Below are 16,183 nucleotides of genomic sequence, written 5' to 3' on the forward strand. Positions count from 1 at the left end.
AGTGGGAAACAATACGGGAAAAGGCCATGGCAGAGCAGCAAATCGACATGTTAGAGCAAGAATCTATCGACCCGCGCGTGCTCGATAACATCTCATCCCTACCCTATGATTCGCGTGAGTGGCCTACGCTACTTCATGAGCTGCTTGGCGTTACCCACAAATCACTTAAACAATCCGGTATTGAAGACATTGAAACTGCGCTCAAAGTGGTACTGGATTTAGGCGAATACATGGGTGGAGTGCAAATCTATTTGCCCCGTGGCGATAGGCTTAAACAACAAATTCGAGACATGAAGATTTACAACGAGTTTAATGGTTCGAACATTCGCCAATTGGCTTATCGCTACCACCTCACCGAAAAAGCCATTTATGAAATCATCGCCAAAATGCGCAAGATAGAATCCAAACGCCGCCAGCCAGATTTGTTTGAGTAAATGCCAACTGAGTCGCAGCAATTCATACAACGTAGTTTTGTTGATTCGCTACTCTAAACCTCGCCTAGTTCCTCGCAGAACATATCGGCACCTCCGTTTGCAAGCCCTCGAAAGAGGGCTTTTTCATACCTGTAGAAAGTTGCCCAAGGTTTTAAGCCAAGATATTATCTAGCCAAATAAAATCATGGGGTTAGGTATGGGATTACTCAGTAAATTGAAGTTCGATGTTTCTGATGGAAAAGGGCTAAGCGACCAATTAGCATTCCGGTTAGCCATTTTAACACCATTAACGATCGCGGGGGTGTTTTCAATACCTTTGGCAAAATACGACTTTTGTTTTTCTGCTGACAGCTTTAACTTCTTTCTAGAGAAAGCAACGTTGCCTCTGGGTATGGCGGCTCTAACTATCCCTCTAGTCGCAATGGTTTCTAGGCTATTCTCATCTGCTCAAACGGCCAAACAAATTGAAAACACCGAACAGCAGAACAAATCTAAGCTCTTTTTAGATCACTACGATTTTCTTACTACCCATTTTTCCAAGTTTATGGATAAAAAGCTAACCACTGTTGTTTCGATTAATGATGCGACAACAGCAGATGTTGAGCAGCTTTATTATTATCTTTTCCCTAATGCAGGGTTGGCAAATGGGCCTGGTGAACTTAACTGGAAGTTTTTTGATGATGCTATGCTGGAGTTGAAATCAGCTGCCCACCATTTCAGTCATTTGATCGAAGGTATTAATACCCGCAACCCTAACAGAGACAAAGATGGACATGCCACATATCTGGCAAATCACTTAGCAGCTTTGTCTGCAATTTTTTGCTTAAAAATCGATTCTAAGCACCGGTCTGTTTATAACACAGAGAAAATTATCCCCATACTAACTGACTATTATGCATATATTGCGACTTTTAACATGTACCTTGGTTTCATCGAAAAATTGGGCGACTACTGTGACGCGAGCACCCACTCATATTCACTTCGCGACACTATTAAAAATTTCAGAAAACAATTAGAAAGCTTACTTGGCCCAGAAGTTGACGACCTCAGAAACACCAATTTAGCTATTAATCAATTAAATGTAGGTTTTCTTTCGAAAGAACACACCAACCCAGGTTAATCCGCCCACCTCCCAATAAAATCAGACACTAAACCTTAGTTTTTATAACCGAGGTTTAGTGATGGAAACCTACTTTCTCTACCGTCGTTATTTCGATTTTGGCACCTTTGGCGCTATCACCACCCAAGCTGGCGATGAGCTCTGCAAAACCGTTGAGCGCGCTTGGCTCAACAATGCCCGTGGCAAGTCCTGCATTCCAGAAGGCGAATACCTTTTAAAACCCCACGTTAGCCCTAAGTTTGGCGAGTGCTACCTGTTAGAAGCACCAAGCCTTGGTGTGACTCACTCTGGCCCATCGCTTCGCACCCACATTCTCATTCACTCGGCCAACACCCCAGAGCAACTGGAAGGCTGCATCGCGCCAGGTTTGCGCTTTGGCACCGTTAACCAAGTATGGGGTGTTTTAGAGTCGAAAGTCGCCTTCGACCAGCTGATGAAAGCGCTTAATGGCAAGGTCGCAAAACTGGTTATCACCAACGCCCACATGAGCCACTAGCAACATGGGCAGAAACTGGGATTGGTCATATCAACACGGTAAGCAAAAACGGCTAGAAGCCGAACTGCAAGCCTATCATGACGGTGCGCCCGTCTCGCTTGCCAAGCTAGCGCCATTCCACAGCCACTGCCCCACCATGCAAAGCTACTTCAACAAAGGCTGGTGCAGTGTGTCGCCCAGCCAAATCTATCGTCATATACACGGAGCCAATAGCCATGGATTTACTCTCCCTCGGCGCGCTCGCGCTTAAAGTCGGCCCCATGGCCATACGCGGGATCTCCAGTTTGTTTGGGGGTAGCGATACCGCCAACAAAGTGGCCGATGCAGTCGAGCAAGCAGACAAGGCGTTCAGCTCGCCCAAAGACAAACAAGCCGCCATCGTCGAAGTACTGCAAAACATGCCGCCAGAGTGCCACGTTGAACTTGAACGGCTTGAAGTCGAAATGCAGCGCGAAATCACCGAGCGCCAACGCATCTACGCTGATGACCGCCAAGCCGAGCACGGTCAAACCCAGCAAACGATTCGCGCGGGAGACCGAGCCCAAGACGAATACGTGCGTCGCACCCGTCCATGGGGTTGTCGCAAAGCCTTGCTGTGGGGCATTGCTTACATCTTCATTTTTGAATTGCTTGAAGCCATTAACTATGGAACCGGCGCAGATTGGCAAATCATCTCGTTTCTCTTTGCCCCATTTCTTACCTATCTAGGCTGGCGCACGGTAGATAAACGCCACGAAAACAAACACGGCCAACCACTCACCCTTAATACAGGAATGGCCAACGCTGGCAACGGCATCAAAGCCTTTGCCAGCAAACTGTTAGGAACCCCTCAGTGACCGATTTATTAGACAAAGCTCAGCTGGCTGAGCAGCGCTTTACCCAAAGCTCTGTCAGCCAAGCCCTAAGCACCATGGCCGAACCGCCCCAACGCATCGAAGGTGGCCAAGTGTTTTGCCTGGCCTGTGATGAGCCCATACCCGCCGCCAGGCTTGCCGCCAAGCCTACCGCCGCTTTTTGCATTACGTGCCAACAAGCTAAGGAGCGCCAATGAACACCTTAGAAATGGTGCGTACCTGGTGGCCCGTGGTCGCCACCGTCTTCAACGTTGTGTTTGGGTTACTGATTTGGGCCTTGGTTAAAACCTTCGCCAAAAAAGAAGAGTTTCAAGCGCTGCAAGCCAGTCACAAACGGCTCGCCGAGCGAGTAGACCAAATGCCCGATCACAACGAAATCTCTGATCTCAAAATAAGCATCGAAAAACTGCGCGGTGACATCAAAGAGATCAGGCCCAAGCTCGATGGCTTGGACCGCATTAGCAGCCTGCTATTAGAAAACGAAATAAAGGAAAAGAACTGATGGCGCTTAACGAATTACTGCAACAAGACCGACGCCTAGTGATTCTTCGCGTTTTGTCCGAAATGCCCAGCTATGAGGCCAATGACTCGATTATCGATTCCGCGCTGGATGCCTACGGCCACAAAGTGAGCCGCGATTTAGTGCACAGCGAGCTGGCGTGGTTGGCTGAGCAAAACCTCATTACCCTGCGTGATATTGCCGGTACTCAGGTAGCCAAACTGACCCAACGCGGCAGCGATGTCGGCGAAGGCCAAGCCACTCACCCTGGTGTAAAACGCCCTCGCCCATAGGAGGCCGCATGATTGAATTTTTATTGTTTCTGCTCGCGTGGTGTGTGCTCTCAGTCGTCATCACATGCCTGATTGCCCGTTACTTTTTCATCTGCCGCCCCGTGCTTCGCCCTGCTCTTCATCGCTTAAAACTGCGCATTAAGGTGTGGCATCGCGTGTGCTTTCCAAAAGGCTAAGGATTCAATATGAGCAAACCGCACACTAAACACCGGCTCAGCAAAATTGATAAGTTACCAGAAGAGCTCAAAGCGCAGCTGCACATCTTGCTACGTGAAAAGAAGATGTCGCAAGAAGACATCCGCAAGCAGATAAACGAAATCATTGTTGAGCACGGTGTGACTGACGATGGCGAATACATTAAACGCAATGGCATGAGCCGATATGCGCAGCAGTTCAGAAAAGGCATGGAGCGCTACCAACAAGCGCAAACCCTGACCAAGCAATGGGTGCAAGAGTTTGGTGAAGTCCCGCAAACCGATATTGCTCGCTCGTTAATTGAAATTGGTAAAAGCCAAATATTTGAAATTCAAATGAACGCGCTGGAAGCCGACAAACCGCTCGATCCAAAAACGCTCTCCGTTTTATCGCTGGCGATTAAACGCTTACAAGAAGCGCAAAGCGGCAGCGTGAAGTTAGAAAAAGAGCTGAGAAAGCAGTTTGCGGAAGAAGCGGCCGACGTAGCAGAGAAAGCCGCCAAAGCCGCAGGCATGACGGCCGAGGGCATCCAATCAATTAAAAACGAAATCTTAGGTGTGGCATGAGAACCTTCGAACCCTCACCACTAGCCAAGGCCATTCGCCACCTTTGTTACGAATACAGCTCTGATGAGCTGCTGTTACCTTACCAGCGATACTGGATAGCCGATAAAAGCCCGCTCAAGATTGCAGAGAAAAGCCGTCGAACCGGTATCACTTGGGCCGAAGCAGCAGACAGTGCATTAACCGCAGGTGCCAGCAAAACCGCAGGCGGCACCAATGTATTTTATGTTGGCTCGAACAAAGAAATGGCGCGCGAGTTTATCGATGCCGTCGCCATGTGGGCCAAAGCCTTTGATAAAGCCGCAGGTGAAATTCAAGAAGAAGTATTAAACGATGAAGACAAAGACATTTTAACCTTTGTCGTTTACTTCGCCTCGGGCTACAAGGTGCAGGCGCTTAGCTCCAACCCATCGAACCTGCGTGGTATGCAGGGCAACGTTATTATTGATGAAGCGGCTTTCCATGACAGGCTCGCCGAAGTCCTCAAAGCTGCGTTGGCCCTAACCATGTGGGGCGCAAAGGTGCGTTTAATCAGCACCCACAACGGCGTTCAAAACCTGTTTAACCAGCTGATAAACGACAGCCGTCAAGGAAAAAAGCGATATTCCATTCACACCATTACCCTAGACGATGCCTGCCGCATGGGGCTTTACAAACGCATTTGCCAGCGCGCCAAAGAAGAATGGACACAGGAAAAAGAAGACGAATGGAAAGCCAATCTACTCAAAGACACCGCCACTGAAGATGATGCGCTAGAAGAATATTACTGCGTGCCCAAGGCCAGCGCAGGCCAATACATTCAGAGTGTGTTAATTGATGCCGCCATGCAACAAGGCATACCCGTACTTACGTGCGAAGCGCCGCAAGGCTTTATGGAATGGCCAGAGCATAAAAGAAAAGTGCATATCCAGGGCTGGATTGATCACGTACTCAGCCCGCATTTAGACACACTCGACAAAAGCCTGTCTCACGCATTTGGGGAAGACTTCGCCCGCAAAGGCGATTTGTCCATCTTTGTACCGCTGGCCATTCGCAAAGACCTATCCAAATTTGTGCCGTTCGTGGTGGAGCTGCGCAACCTTACCTATGAGGCCCAGCGCCAAATCATGATCGCCTTGTGTGATGCCCTGCCCCGTAAACGCGGCCTAGCGTTTGATGCTACCGGTAACGGCGGATTCTTGGCCGAATCGGCTGCCCTTCGCTACGGTACTGACATGGTTGACCAGGTCATGCTCAATGACCCTTGGTATCGAGAGTGGATGCCCAAGCTTAAAGCGGAATTTGAAGACCAGAACTTAACCATACCGCGCACCGAAGACTGCAAAGACGACCTGCACCAAATTCAAGTCATCAACGGCATTCCCAAAATCGACAAAGGCAAAAACAAGGGTGAAGACGGCAAGCAGCGCCACGGTGATTTTGCCATTGGTTTAGTGATGGCCGTGCGTGCCAGCTGGATGAGCGGCAGCGCCATTGAGTTCACCGCACTGCCTAAAGCCAGCAAACTGGACGAAGACGACGACTTACTCAGCGGTATAGAAAGCGGTTGCTACTAAACCCGCGAAAAGGAAACCACCATGATTGTAGACATCAACGGCAACCCAATCGGCACCAACGATTTAAAAGAGCAGCAAACGGATGACGCCAAACTCGCCCAGCTGCGCCGCCATTACGCCGACCATCCCTCAAGCGGGCTGAATCCACGTAAGCTAGCAGGCATTTTACAAAATGCCGAGCACCATGATTTAGTGAGTCAATGTGAGCTTGCCGAAGACATGGAAGAAAAAGACGCGCACATCCAAAGCGAATTGGCAAAGCGCAAAATGGCGCTGCTTGGTCAGGACTGGGTGATTACCCCACCGCGCAACGCCACCGCCCAAGAAAAGCGTGATGCCGATATGCTGCAAGAGCTGATTGAAGATGCTACCTGGCTTGACGATGCCATCTTTGATATGAGTGATTCTTTGCTCAAGGGCTTTGCTGCATTAGAGCTAAAGTGGCAGTTCCAAGAGAAACACCACATCATCACAGGGTACGATTTTCGCGATCCATCCTGGTTTAAAACCCACCCTGAGAATCGAAATGAATTAAGGCTCAGAGACAACAGCCATGAAGGCGCAGCGCTTCAACCGTTCGGCTGGATAACCCACTACGGCAAAGCCAAATCAGGCTATCTGGATAGACGTGGTTTAGTACGTGTGCTCGCGTGGCCATTCCTGTTTAAGAACTACAGCGTGCGCGACTTAGCCGAGTTTTTAGAAATTTACGGCTTGCCACTGCGCATTGGTAAATACCCTGACGGAGCCACCGAACGCGAGAAATACACGCTGCTCAAAGCCGTGATGAGCATTGGCCACAATGCCGGTGGCATCATTCCCAAGGGCATGGAAATCGAGTTTGAAAAAGCGGCCGACGGGGCCAGTGATCCATTTATGGCCATGATGTCGTGGTGTGAAAAATCGCAGAGCAAAGCGATTCTAGGCGGTACGCTCACCAGCCAAGCGGATGGCAAAACCTCAACCAATGCACTGGGCACGGTGCACAATGAAGTACGCGAAGAAATTCGAGACTTTGATTTAAAGCGTATCGCGGCCACGTTAACCCGTGATCTCGTTTACCCTCTTTATGTCCTTAACGGTGCAAGTTATCGAAGCCCACACCGCCACCCGCGCTTTGAGTTTGATTTAACCGAGCCGGAAGATCTCAAGCAACTCGCCACCTCCCTACCATCTTTGGTTGGGTTAGGGATGCGAATTCCGTTGGAGTGGGCGCACGAGAAAACCCAAATACCGCAAGCCAAAGAAGGCGAAGCAGTACTGTCTAACGGGCAAGCCAGCAAAGAACAGCCTAAACCAAACAACCCAGAGCACGCCACAGCAGAACTCAGCGCAAGTGATGCCAGCAACCCAAACAAAGTAACCGCCGAGCGCGACACACCCAAAACCCAAGCCGAGCGGCTGCAACAAGAAGCGGGTGGCTTGATGGACTTAATGACCGACCGTGTGCGCGAGTTGGTCGAGAACGCCACAAGCCTGGAGCAATTAAGCCAAGATATTTTGGCACTCGACAAAGAAATCGAGTTTGCTGATTTGGGCAACGTGATGGCACTGGCCATGGCCGCCGCCGAGCTGGCAGGGCTAGACGAAGCCGAGCTTAAGGACAGCTAAGAGTTTAAGGGCAGATAATGAAAGTCGAATACGGCAGCCTGCCGTTTAAACAGCAAATTGCGTACTTAAGGCAAAAGCACAATGTGCCCACTGAGCGTTGGGCCGATTTATGGCAGCACGCCCATGACCGTGGGTTTATGGTTGCAGGAGCCATGAAGACAGATTTACTCGCCGACTTTCGCGCTGCGGTAGATAAAGCCATATCGGAAGGCAAAAGTTTAAGCTGGTTTAAACAGTCGTTTAATAGCATCGTTAACAAACACGGTTGGGAATACAACGGCACGCCGAGTTGGCGCGCCCAAGTCATTTACGAAACCAACTTAAGACAAAGCTACACCGCAGGCCGTGAGCAGCAAATGCAAGCCACCAAAGCCACGCGGCCTTATGCCATCTACAAACACAGCGGCTCTGAGCATCCAAGGCTCGATCACTTATCCTGGCATAATTTAGTATTGCCGATTGATGATCCGTGGTGGAAGACCCACACCCCAACCAACGGCTATGGATGCGGCTGTAAAAAATTCTCGCTGAGTGAACGAGACCTAAAGCGTAAAGGTTTAACCGTGAGTAAAGCCCCAGTCATTGAGCGTTATGACTGGGTAGACAAAGTAACCGGCGAAGTGCATCAAGTACCAAAGGGCATCGACCCAGGCTTTGATTATGTGCCCACCACCAGTGCAGAGCTGACAGAACACACTCGCAAAGTGTTATCAAGGAAGCGACCACTGGCAGAACGATTGGGAGATAACAACTAATGGCAGGCGTTAAGCTTTCGATTCGTGCCAGCGAAATCGAAGCCATCCAAGCCCATATAGAAGAGTTTGCCAACCGTGGCCAAAACCTCATGCCCGCATTGAGAGACATTGGCGAGCATCTGTTGTTAAGCCATGACGAGCGTTGGGACAAACAACAGTCCCCAGACGGTACTCCATGGACACCGCTCTCCCCCCAATACCAAAAGCGAAAAAAGAAACATGCGGATCTTGTCTTAGTACTAAACCGGCACTTGTCGCGCTCACTCAACTATCAAGTCGAGCCACAAGGCTTAACGTTTGGCACTAACTCTGAATACGGTGCCATTCATCACTTTGGCGGTTCACCGAATATGAAGCCATCGAACGCGGCGATACCGGCGCGCCCCTGGTTGGGAGTGAGTGATTCAGATATGGAAGAAATCGCTCATATTCTGTCAGACCATCTTATGGAAGGTTAACGCGCTGTATCGTCCTCTAACGCGTTTAACTGTTCAAAGAGTGCCATTGCACGTTTGAAAATGTTTAAACACCTCTCAGAAAGATTTAAACAGGGTTTAAACACCTTTGGCATGTTAAGTAGAATCTTGTTTGCTATCTCTTTGAAAATATGAGGCTAGATTAATGCTCAAAAAGTTAGATGTACTTCGAAGCAAAATTTTGCGGCTCTTTACCATTACTTATGGTTCGAGCTTCTTTGGTCATCCACTTTTTTACATACCATTTTTCACTATGATTTGGTTAGTTGTAGTGGCGATGTTTAGGAGCATTGAGCTTGCAGAGCCGATAGAGCGCCCGTTTAAAGACTTGGTCGATATGCATAAGTATTATTTTTTCGTTCATGAATTATCTTGGAGGATAATTGCAGCGTTTGTACCAATCCTCGGCCTATGCGCAGTCCAACATCGTTCTATACAAACCAGCCTTCAGATGGAACTGACCAAAGAGCAAAATACATTTGCCAACTACTACAAACATCGAGAGGAGTTCTGTAAACATCTGAAGGACAGTGGTTGGGATAGACATGGAATAAGCCCCTCAACCTTTGCGACGCTACATAGATTTTGTTTTCCTGAGAGTGACAAAGGTATCTACACATACTCGCAACATGCGATCGATATGGTGAACACCGAAATTAGGTCGATTCTCTCAGTAATTAACACTAGGTATGAGAAGAGCGAAACTGACACCAATGTAGTTGGTCGACTAAAAGACTTTTTCGAGGAACTGGGTGTTGAACAGCAAGAATTCAATCGTGCAGTTGTTTCATTTAGAGATATTCAAACAAAGGATGCTGTTACAACAAAAGAATACTTGCATGGTGCTTCTAGGTTAATTGAAGATCTTTTTTCTTTTTCATACGCATCCAACCCTCCTTCATTTGATTTAGACAAGTTAGTCATTCACTATCAAGCCTACCTTGGCGAAAGGTCTAGATCTCAAAAGGAGGTGTACTGAAAAAACAGAATTGAAAATCGAGTTAATATATTTCCCAATAAAGATAATTTATAATGAACACAAATTCCCCAGAAAAAAGTTTCTTCAATTTACCCCATGTGCAGAAAGTGCTGATATGGTCATATCGTATTTTCTTCACTCTAATACTGCTAGCAATTGGCCTTGCCTCGACCTCAACTAGTTGGGACCTTTCAGTAACAGGGCTTAATTATCTCATTTTTGAAATCCTGAGAGTTCCATTTGGTTTTGCAGCCTTTGTCTTACCTGTTGTTGGTTTAATGGCTATTCAACATCGTTCTCAACAAACCGCGAGGCAAATTTCAGTAGCTGAATCTCAGAATCAATTTGCTAATTATTACAAGCATCAGGAAGAGTTCTTAAAGTACTTGAAACTACATAAGTGGGAAGAATACGGGCTAAAAGAAACTGATGCGTTAAAAATGCATAAGCTCTTTTTCCCAAAATGCGTTGAAGGCGACTATCGATACTCTAAAGAAAGTATCAAAATTGTTGAACGACATCTGGATGCCATAGATGAAAATATCCATCATGAACGGAAAGTAGAGGCTATCAACATGGGTATCGAACTTGAAATTGCAGACTTGTTTAAGGAACTTCAACTAACTGATTCGACAGGCTATATGGCCATCAATAAAAAACGTGAACGCGATGATGGAAAACGTATGTCAATCCAAGAACAGCTCTTCGTTACGGAGCAAATACTGACTGAACTGTTTTCGTTTACCCCTATCCCAAACAACTCTCATGAATTTTGCTTGCAGAAACATACCCAAAAATATTCCGCCTGTTTAAAAGAAATTTCGAACACCAACCCAGGTTAATCTGCTCAATCCTTCATGCCCGCCATTATGGTGGGCATGAAACGTTTAAACCCCATCAATTTAGCCATTCTCTCTGCTGCAACGGGATCCGTTGCCATCCTCAGTGCAGAATTGGCCACCGACACAGACGGCTGGTATCAGCTGCTGCCAGCTGGCGCATTTAAAGCGCGAGACGGTCGCCCACACGATACCGAAACCGGCTATTGGCATTTAAACGCCGACATTGCTGCCGACATGATTACGGCTACCCAGCAACAAGCTGGCAAAATTCTCATTGATTACGACCACCAAGCCCTCACCGCCCGCGAGCAAAATGGCCCCGTTCCAGCAGCGGCTTGGTTAAACGCCACCGACATTGAATGGCGCGAAGGCCAAGGCTTATACATCAAGCCCGAGTTTACCGAGCAGGCACAAACACTTATCAGTAACAAAGAGTACGGCTTTTTGTCTGCCGTTTTCCCCTATGACGCCAAAGGCCGCCCGCTTTCATTGCGCATGGCAGCACTCACTAATGACCCTGGGGTGCTCGGTATGGAGCCACTGGCCAAGCTGGCCGCTGACTTCAATCTCAGTCTTTACGCTCACGACAAATCCATTTCTATCAACGGTCAAACGGAGGATTCCCTTGTGAATGACCTACTCAAACAGCTGCTAGGTAAGCTCGGTATTGAGCTTGGCGACGGCAGCGAACTCAGCGAGGCGCAATCCACCGCCGCGCTGTCCGCTCTGGATGCGCTCCAGACCAAAGCGGATAAATCTGCCGAGCTGGAGATGCAAGTCGCCACGCTATCAGCTGAAAACGCCGACTTAACTCAAGCTTACAGTGGAGTAACAGAGCGCGTGGCAACCCTGTCTGCGGAATCGCAAGGCTCGCAGATTGATGGTTTGGTGAGCCAAGCCAAAGCAGAAGGCAAAATTGTAGAAGCCGAAGTCAGCTACTTAACGAACTTGGGTAAAAAACAAGGTGTGGCTGCGTTATCCGCCATGCTGGAAAAGCGCCCTGCTATCGCGGCTCTATCTTCTCAGCAAACCAAAGAGCAACCACCCAAAACTGAAAACACCGATTTGTCTGACGAAGACCTCGCCGTGCTTAGCGCCTGTGGTCTAGACAAAGACGCGTTTTTGGCAGCAAAAGGAGCGAAATAATGAGCTCAATTGCAAAACGAATCGGCACCCATCGCGGCTACCCGCTAAAAGCCAATCAACTGATTGAAGCTGGTCACGCTGTCTTCTTATTAGCTGGTTTGGCGGTTGGGTTTAGCGCTGCGACCAACGCCGCCACTTATGTGGGCATTGCACCCCAGTTTACCGAGTCACCAAACTTGGCCGATGGCGAGGTAAAAATCGAAGTCGATGCCACCGAAGTTAAGTTCGCCAACGCTGGCGACATCAATCACAGCCATGTCGGCAGCCAAGCGTATTTCGCCAGTGCCCGTACCTTGTCTGTGAGCAGTTCAACTAATACTCGCGCGCCAGCCGGTATCATCACTCAAGTGGATGAAGATGGCGTTTGGGTCAAGGCAGGAGTCTAGTTAGATGAATATCTCACCTTCCGCATTGCGTTCCCTTTATACAGCCGTTCGCACCGCGTTCATTCAAGGTCGCAGTGGTTACACTCCGTTGTGGAGCAACTACGCCACCATGGTTCAATCGACGACAGGTACGGAAACCTATGCCTGGCTTGGCGAATTTCCAAAACTGCGCGAGTGGATTGGCGAGCGCCAAATCAAGCAACTCAGCGGCCACGACTACTCGCTTAAAAACAAGAAGTACGAAAGCACAGTCGGCATTCCAAGTGATCATATTGAAGATGATCAATACGGCGTGTTTATGCCTTTGTACGAAGAAATGGGCCATGCTGCGGCTACGCACCCTGACGAAATGCTGTTTGAACTGTTCTCGAAAGGGTTCACCACTAAGTGTTTTGATGGCCAAAATTTCTTTGATACTGACCACCCAGTCAAAAACCCAGAAACGGGCGAGATGGAAAGCGTCTCCAACATGCAAACCGGTGCGGGTGCCGCTTGGTACTTGATGGATACAAGCCGACCACTTAAGCCGTTCATTTACCAAAAACGCAAAGACTACGACATCCAAGCCAAAACCAATTCTGGCGAGTCGGATCATGTATTTATGGCCGATGAATACCTCTACGGCGTAGACGGTCGAGGGGAATGGGGCTTTGCATTCTGGCAACAAGCGTTTGCATCTAAAGCGGAGCTGAACGCGGTGAACTTTGATAAAGCCGTGCAAGCCATGATGGAGCTGAAAAGCGACGAAGGCCGTCCGTTAGGTATTAAGCCGGTGCGCTTAGTGGTTGGCCCAAGCAATCGCGCCGCTGCTAAAGCGCTAATTGAAGTCGAGCGCCTAGCGAATGGTGGCAGCAACCCGAATTACAAAGCCGTCGAAGTCGATGTGGTGCCCTGGTTAGCGTAGTCGTTGCCTTAAGACACTAACCTAACCCAAACCACACGATTCATCGTTCGAATGCCAGGGCGACCCGCTCGCCCTGTCTTCAGAGCCTTATTTTCAGGACCCTATCTTCTTCAGGAGAAAGTATGTTATGCCTAGTACGCAAATTCTCATCATTAGTGCTGCACATTCTGGCTACCGCCGCGCAGGCTTGGCGCTGGATAACGGGGAAAACCTGTTTGACGCGAGCAGCATTTCAGACACCCAATTGGCCCAGCTTGCAGCCGACCCGCGTCTGGTGGTGGCAGCAGCCGAAGCCGACGCACCGGAAACAAATTCAAGTAACGACTCGCAAGGGGTGCTGGTTTCGTCAAGTACATCTGGCGATCTAACCTTTGCAGCGGCGCTGGCCCAGCTTGACCCGAGTAACAAAGACCACTTCACCGGTAGCGGCAAACCACAAGTCTCTGCGCTAGAAGGACTGATGGGTAAACCCCTGTCAGCTGCCGAGCGCGACACTTTGTGGGAAGAGTACCAAGCCGCCAATGCGCTAAACGAGCAAGAATAGGTCACAAACCATGTATTGCACGCAAACAGATTTAGAGACGCGCTTTGGCATTGACGAGCTAATCGAGCTGACTATGGATGACGGCGCTCCTAACGCCACCAAAATTAGTCAGGCCATTGAAGATGCAACCGCGCAAATCAATGGCTATCTCGCTGGCCGCTATCGCTTGCCTTTGTCAAGCTCGCCCGCTGTTCTAGTCCGTCTGTGTGCCGACATGGCCCGTTATCACTTATATGACGAAGTGCTCGACAGTGAACACCAAGCGGCGCGACGTTACCAAGCCGCCATTAAGTACCTGGAGAATGTCGGCACCGGCAAGCTGAGTTTGGGGCTGCCCGAGCACCAAGCGCCGAGCAGTAACAACACCGCCGAATTCAGCAGTGCAGGCAGTGTGTTTGCTCGCGATAAAAGCAAAGGGTTTATCTGATGAGTGTGCTTGATGCGACCGTGGATATGATTCGCGCTGACCACCAAGGCACTAAAAGCCCGTTTCGCAGTGTGAAAAAGCTAATCGCGCTCTCAGAGCTCGACAGTAAAAGCACCATCAATACACCAGCTGTATTTGTGATTGAAATGGCCAGTAACCCACAACCCGATGTGCGTGGCACTGGGCCTTATTTGCAGGCCGTGACTGACACCATAGGCATTGTGATCGTTGCCGATGCCCGCAATGGCAAGCACCAAGATTTTGATGCGCTGCGTACAGCGATTCGCGCGCGTCTTTTTGGCCGTTCCCCCACTCCAAAACACGAGCCGTTTTGGCTTGGCAGTGGCCGGCTTTTATCTGTCTCTACTGGCCGCGCAAGCTGGCTTGAACATTACGTCACTGAGCACACCGAAGACCAGCTCAGCTATTAGAGGAAAATACGATGGCACGTAAATCAAAGAAGATGTTGATCGGCTTTTTGCCTGAAGCCACCTACGGCGTTGACCCCGTTACCGCGCAAAACCCGCTCAAGTTTATCCTGGGCCGCGAGTTCACCATCACGCCACAAGCGGGGGAATCCCAAACGCTCGATTATGACACCGGCGAACTGGGTAACTCACCTGAAATCATGACCGAAGCCTATGTTGAGGTTGAATTCGGGGTGGATTTTGCACCAGGCAAAACACCTGGCGCGCCCGCGCCTTGGTCGGACTTAATGAAATCCTGCTTACGAGACGCCAGCCACGATGGCACCGCAGGCAAAACCACGTACTCAATTAAATCCGATTCCACTGGCAGTTTGACCTTGTATTTCTATCAGTCGGGAACGCTGCACAAAGTATCGGGTGCGCGTGGTTCACTCTCGATGGCGCTCAGTGCTAAGAGCTTCCCAAGCCTGAAATTCAAGTTCACGGGCCTACTCACCATGCCAGAGGCCAGCGCCCACCCAACGCCAGATTACACCGACTGGGTGACGCCTCTCAAAGTGGGGGTGGAGAATTCCGCATTCACTATCGATGGCAGCGCTTACAAAATGATCTCGCTTGAGTACGACCAAGCTAACCAAGTCGCGCACCAAGAATACGTGGGCCATGAAGAGGTGCAAATTGGTGACTTTGCGCCAACGGCCACCCTAGTGATTGAAGCGCCCGCACAAGCCACGTTTGACCCGTTTGCGTTGGCTAAGGCTGGCAGCGAGCACGCCATTAGCTTTAGCAACGGAGCCAAAAACAACCAAGTCGGTTGGGGCTCGACTCGCGTGCAATTTGGCCGCCCGAGCTACGGCGACCAGGACGGCACGCAAACCTACTCGATTCCGCTGCGCCTGCTTGGCGAAAGCGACGCCTTTTTCAATCAGTAACTCGGTTTAAACACGGGGTTAAATCCGCGTTTAAACGCGGGTTTACTCCCTCAATTGGAGCGTTAGCACATGTTCAAAATTACCAAAGTCCGAAATGTTAAGAACTGGCCCACGGTGATCAAATTGCCAACTGATAACGGCAAGATTATCGAGCACCCCATTACCGTCGATTTAGAGCTGATTTCATCCAGCGAGTTCACCCAGCTGTCACGCGCCGGTGATGCCGAACTATTCAAACGCGTGGTGACTGGATGGAGTGATATTGCTGACGAAGACGGCCAACCATTCGAATACAGCGACGCCAACAAAGCACTCGCTGCGGATAACCAGTTTTTCTTTACTGCGGTACTTAATGCCTACATGCAAGCCAGCTCAGGGCAGGCTGCTCAAAAAAACTAACCGAGGCCGTGCGCGCGGCCATCAACAGTAACGCCAGCTCACCCAGTGATGAGCAAGAGTTTCAAGCCCAATTGGCCAGTTGGGGCGCGACGCTGCCAGACACGGAGCGAGTGCCTGAGCTCATCGAACTGTGGCAAGAAAACCACAACGCTTTTGAGTGGTGGTTGTCTATCCCAGGTTTTTTGAAATGGCAAAACGGCGTGTGTATGGGCATGGATGTCCAAGCGGTGAAAGCCGATGCCGAGATGAGCGGACGTGAAGTTATTCCAAGTGAGTATCAGCAGCTCAAACTGATCGCCCAAGTGGCTACCGAAGAGCTAAACAACAACCGTTAAACGAAAAGC

25 protein-coding genes are annotated in these 16,183 nt (G+C 49.5%); all 25 read left to right on the forward strand.

Annotation, left to right across the window (positions count from 1 at the left end):
* Positions 1-26: 26 nt before the first annotated feature.
* The 25 genes from ACXAFJ_RS08190 to ACXAFJ_RS08310 all read left to right on the forward strand — a co-directional run bounded on the left by ACXAFJ_RS08190 (position 27) and on the right by ACXAFJ_RS08310 (position 16,174).
* The gene (locus ACXAFJ_RS08190) at positions 27-434 is read left to right on the forward strand and encodes a Mor transcription activator family protein (protein ID WP_475322686.1); all 408 of its coding nucleotides are present in this window, start codon (positions 27-29) and stop codon (positions 432-434) included.
* 196 nt (positions 435-630) lie between these two features.
* Positions 631-1,554, forward strand: a complete 924-nt coding sequence (locus ACXAFJ_RS08195) for a hypothetical protein (protein ID WP_475322687.1) — start codon at positions 631-633, stop codon at positions 1,552-1,554.
* Positions 1,555-1,615: 61 nt separating this feature from the next.
* Complete coding sequence (locus tag ACXAFJ_RS08200; protein WP_475322689.1) at positions 1,616-2,050, forward strand: DUF5675 family protein; 435 nt, start codon at positions 1,616-1,618, stop codon at positions 2,048-2,050.
* Between the two features lie 4 nt (positions 2,051-2,054).
* Positions 2,055-2,300, forward strand: coding sequence for a hypothetical protein (locus ACXAFJ_RS08205; RefSeq protein WP_475322690.1), 246 nt, complete (start codon positions 2,055-2,057; stop codon positions 2,298-2,300).
* A complete protein-coding gene (locus ACXAFJ_RS08210) occupies positions 2,266-2,886 on the forward strand; it encodes a hypothetical protein (RefSeq protein ID WP_475322691.1) in 621 nt (206 codons plus the stop codon). The genes ACXAFJ_RS08205 and ACXAFJ_RS08210 overlap by 35 nt, the downstream gene beginning before the upstream one ends.
* Positions 2,883-3,101, forward strand: coding sequence for a TraR/DksA C4-type zinc finger protein (locus ACXAFJ_RS08215; protein WP_475322692.1), 219 nt, complete (start codon positions 2,883-2,885; stop codon positions 3,099-3,101). Before ACXAFJ_RS08210 ends, ACXAFJ_RS08215 begins: the two co-directional genes overlap by 4 nt.
* Positions 3,098-3,406 carry a DUF2730 family protein gene (locus tag ACXAFJ_RS08220; protein WP_475322694.1) on the forward strand — a complete coding sequence of 103 codons (309 nt, stop codon included), beginning with the start codon at positions 3,098-3,100 and terminating at the stop codon, positions 3,404-3,406. The genes ACXAFJ_RS08215 and ACXAFJ_RS08220 overlap by 4 nt, the downstream gene beginning before the upstream one ends.
* Positions 3,406-3,696 carry a VpaChn25_0724 family phage protein gene (locus ACXAFJ_RS08225; protein WP_475322695.1) on the forward strand — a complete coding sequence of 97 codons (291 nt, stop codon included), beginning with the start codon at positions 3,406-3,408 and terminating at the stop codon, positions 3,694-3,696. The genes ACXAFJ_RS08220 and ACXAFJ_RS08225 overlap by 1 nt, the downstream gene beginning before the upstream one ends.
* Positions 3,697-3,704: 8 nt before the next feature.
* A complete protein-coding gene (locus ACXAFJ_RS08230) occupies positions 3,705-3,872 on the forward strand; it encodes a hypothetical protein (protein ID WP_475322696.1) in 168 nt (55 codons plus the stop codon).
* A 9-nt stretch (positions 3,873-3,881) separates the two neighbouring features.
* Positions 3,882-4,457 (forward strand): DUF3486 family protein, encoded by a 576-nt coding sequence (locus ACXAFJ_RS08235; protein ID WP_475322698.1) that lies wholly within the window; start codon positions 3,882-3,884, stop codon positions 4,455-4,457.
* Positions 4,454-6,010 carry a terminase large subunit domain-containing protein gene (locus tag ACXAFJ_RS08240; RefSeq protein WP_475322700.1) on the forward strand — a complete coding sequence of 519 codons (1,557 nt, stop codon included), beginning with the start codon at positions 4,454-4,456 and terminating at the stop codon, positions 6,008-6,010. Before ACXAFJ_RS08235 ends, ACXAFJ_RS08240 begins: the two co-directional genes overlap by 4 nt.
* Positions 6,011-6,031: 21 nt before the next feature.
* Complete coding sequence (locus ACXAFJ_RS08245) at positions 6,032-7,621, forward strand: DUF935 domain-containing protein (RefSeq protein WP_475322701.1); 1,590 nt, start codon at positions 6,032-6,034, stop codon at positions 7,619-7,621.
* Between the two features lie 17 nt (positions 7,622-7,638).
* On the forward strand, positions 7,639-8,376 hold the full coding sequence (locus ACXAFJ_RS08250; protein WP_475322702.1) for a phage head morphogenesis protein: 738 nt from the start codon (positions 7,639-7,641) through the stop codon (positions 8,374-8,376).
* Positions 8,376-8,834 carry a phage virion morphogenesis protein gene (locus tag ACXAFJ_RS08255; protein ID WP_475322704.1) on the forward strand — a complete coding sequence of 153 codons (459 nt, stop codon included), beginning with the start codon at positions 8,376-8,378 and terminating at the stop codon, positions 8,832-8,834. Before ACXAFJ_RS08250 ends, ACXAFJ_RS08255 begins: the two co-directional genes overlap by 1 nt.
* Before the next feature lie 163 nt (positions 8,835-8,997).
* Entirely contained in the window at positions 8,998-9,831 is an 834-nt protein-coding gene (locus ACXAFJ_RS08260; RefSeq protein WP_475322705.1) for a hypothetical protein, read from the forward strand.
* Positions 9,832-9,884: 53 nt separating this feature from the next.
* Positions 9,885-10,673, forward strand: a complete 789-nt coding sequence (locus ACXAFJ_RS08265; RefSeq protein ID WP_475322706.1) for a hypothetical protein — start codon at positions 9,885-9,887, stop codon at positions 10,671-10,673.
* A gap of 36 nt (positions 10,674-10,709) precedes the next feature.
* Positions 10,710-11,819: a phage protease gene (locus ACXAFJ_RS08270; RefSeq protein ID WP_475322708.1), complete on the forward strand. Its 1,110-nt coding sequence runs from the start codon at positions 10,710-10,712 to the stop codon at positions 11,817-11,819.
* Positions 11,819-12,205 (forward strand): hypothetical protein, encoded by a 387-nt coding sequence (locus tag ACXAFJ_RS08275; RefSeq protein WP_475322709.1) that lies wholly within the window; start codon positions 11,819-11,821, stop codon positions 12,203-12,205. The genes ACXAFJ_RS08270 and ACXAFJ_RS08275 overlap by 1 nt, the downstream gene beginning before the upstream one ends.
* Positions 12,206-12,209: 4 nt before the next feature.
* A complete protein-coding gene (locus ACXAFJ_RS08280) occupies positions 12,210-13,109 on the forward strand; it encodes a Mu-like prophage major head subunit gpT family protein (RefSeq protein ID WP_475322710.1) in 900 nt (299 codons plus the stop codon).
* Between the two features lie 127 nt (positions 13,110-13,236).
* Complete coding sequence (locus ACXAFJ_RS08285) at positions 13,237-13,653, forward strand: HI1506-related protein (RefSeq protein ID WP_475322711.1); 417 nt, start codon at positions 13,237-13,239, stop codon at positions 13,651-13,653.
* 10 nt (positions 13,654-13,663) lie between these two features.
* Positions 13,664-14,080 (forward strand): gp436 family protein, encoded by a 417-nt coding sequence (locus ACXAFJ_RS08290; RefSeq protein WP_475322713.1) that lies wholly within the window; start codon positions 13,664-13,666, stop codon positions 14,078-14,080.
* Positions 14,080-14,511, forward strand: a complete 432-nt coding sequence (locus ACXAFJ_RS08295) for a phage tail terminator protein (protein WP_475322715.1) — start codon at positions 14,080-14,082, stop codon at positions 14,509-14,511. The genes ACXAFJ_RS08290 and ACXAFJ_RS08295 overlap by 1 nt, the downstream gene beginning before the upstream one ends.
* Positions 14,512-14,522: 11 nt before the next feature.
* The gene (locus ACXAFJ_RS08300) at positions 14,523-15,440 is read left to right on the forward strand and encodes a phage tail tube protein (RefSeq protein ID WP_475322717.1); all 918 of its coding nucleotides are present in this window, start codon (positions 14,523-14,525) and stop codon (positions 15,438-15,440) included.
* A 69-nt stretch (positions 15,441-15,509) separates the two neighbouring features.
* The gene (locus tag ACXAFJ_RS08305; protein WP_475322718.1) at positions 15,510-15,839 is read left to right on the forward strand and encodes a hypothetical protein; all 330 of its coding nucleotides are present in this window, start codon (positions 15,510-15,512) and stop codon (positions 15,837-15,839) included.
* An 8-nt stretch (positions 15,840-15,847) separates the two neighbouring features.
* On the forward strand, positions 15,848-16,174 hold the full coding sequence (locus ACXAFJ_RS08310) for a hypothetical protein (protein ID WP_475322720.1): 327 nt from the start codon (positions 15,848-15,850) through the stop codon (positions 16,172-16,174).
* Positions 16,175-16,183 lie beyond the last annotated feature (9 nt).

It is taken from the genome of Vibrio sp. ABH4_348 (assembly GCF_056159765.1).

Bases quoted from the DNA above. Each gene is read 5' to 3' on its own strand.
- ACXAFJ_RS08190 (WP_475322686.1), top strand. From the start codon at position 27: ATGGCAGAGCAGCAAATCGACATGTTAGAGCAAGAATCTATCGACCCG.
- ACXAFJ_RS08195 (WP_475322687.1), top strand. From the start codon at position 631: ATGGGATTACTCAGTAAATTGAAGTTCGATGTTTCTGATGGAAAAGGG.
- ACXAFJ_RS08200 (WP_475322689.1), top strand. From the start codon at position 1,616: ATGGAAACCTACTTTCTCTACCGTCGTTATTTCGATTTTGGCACCTTT.
- ACXAFJ_RS08205 (WP_475322690.1), top strand. From the start codon at position 2,055: ATGGGCAGAAACTGGGATTGGTCATATCAACACGGTAAGCAAAAACGG.
- ACXAFJ_RS08210 (WP_475322691.1), top strand. From the start codon at position 2,266: ATGGATTTACTCTCCCTCGGCGCGCTCGCGCTTAAAGTCGGCCCCATG.
- ACXAFJ_RS08220 (WP_475322694.1), top strand. From the start codon at position 3,098: ATGAACACCTTAGAAATGGTGCGTACCTGGTGGCCCGTGGTCGCCACC.
- ACXAFJ_RS08225 (WP_475322695.1), top strand. From the start codon at position 3,406: ATGGCGCTTAACGAATTACTGCAACAAGACCGACGCCTAGTGATTCTT.
- ACXAFJ_RS08230 (WP_475322696.1), top strand. From the start codon at position 3,705: ATGATTGAATTTTTATTGTTTCTGCTCGCGTGGTGTGTGCTCTCAGTC.
- ACXAFJ_RS08235 (WP_475322698.1), top strand. From the start codon at position 3,882: ATGAGCAAACCGCACACTAAACACCGGCTCAGCAAAATTGATAAGTTA.
- ACXAFJ_RS08240 (WP_475322700.1), top strand. From the start codon at position 4,454: ATGAGAACCTTCGAACCCTCACCACTAGCCAAGGCCATTCGCCACCTT.
- ACXAFJ_RS08245 (WP_475322701.1), top strand. From the start codon at position 6,032: ATGATTGTAGACATCAACGGCAACCCAATCGGCACCAACGATTTAAAA.
- ACXAFJ_RS08250 (WP_475322702.1), top strand. From the start codon at position 7,639: ATGAAAGTCGAATACGGCAGCCTGCCGTTTAAACAGCAAATTGCGTAC.
- ACXAFJ_RS08255 (WP_475322704.1), top strand. From the start codon at position 8,376: ATGGCAGGCGTTAAGCTTTCGATTCGTGCCAGCGAAATCGAAGCCATC.
- ACXAFJ_RS08260 (WP_475322705.1), top strand. From the start codon at position 8,998: ATGCTCAAAAAGTTAGATGTACTTCGAAGCAAAATTTTGCGGCTCTTT.
- ACXAFJ_RS08265 (WP_475322706.1), top strand. From the start codon at position 9,885: ATGAACACAAATTCCCCAGAAAAAAGTTTCTTCAATTTACCCCATGTG.
- ACXAFJ_RS08270 (WP_475322708.1), top strand. From the start codon at position 10,710: ATGAAACGTTTAAACCCCATCAATTTAGCCATTCTCTCTGCTGCAACG.
- ACXAFJ_RS08275 (WP_475322709.1), top strand. From the start codon at position 11,819: ATGAGCTCAATTGCAAAACGAATCGGCACCCATCGCGGCTACCCGCTA.
- ACXAFJ_RS08280 (WP_475322710.1), top strand. From the start codon at position 12,210: ATGAATATCTCACCTTCCGCATTGCGTTCCCTTTATACAGCCGTTCGC.
- ACXAFJ_RS08285 (WP_475322711.1), top strand. From the start codon at position 13,237: ATGCCTAGTACGCAAATTCTCATCATTAGTGCTGCACATTCTGGCTAC.
- ACXAFJ_RS08290 (WP_475322713.1), top strand. From the start codon at position 13,664: ATGTATTGCACGCAAACAGATTTAGAGACGCGCTTTGGCATTGACGAG.
- ACXAFJ_RS08295 (WP_475322715.1), top strand. From the start codon at position 14,080: ATGAGTGTGCTTGATGCGACCGTGGATATGATTCGCGCTGACCACCAA.
- ACXAFJ_RS08300 (WP_475322717.1), top strand. From the start codon at position 14,523: ATGGCACGTAAATCAAAGAAGATGTTGATCGGCTTTTTGCCTGAAGCC.
- ACXAFJ_RS08305 (WP_475322718.1), top strand. From the start codon at position 15,510: ATGTTCAAAATTACCAAAGTCCGAAATGTTAAGAACTGGCCCACGGTG.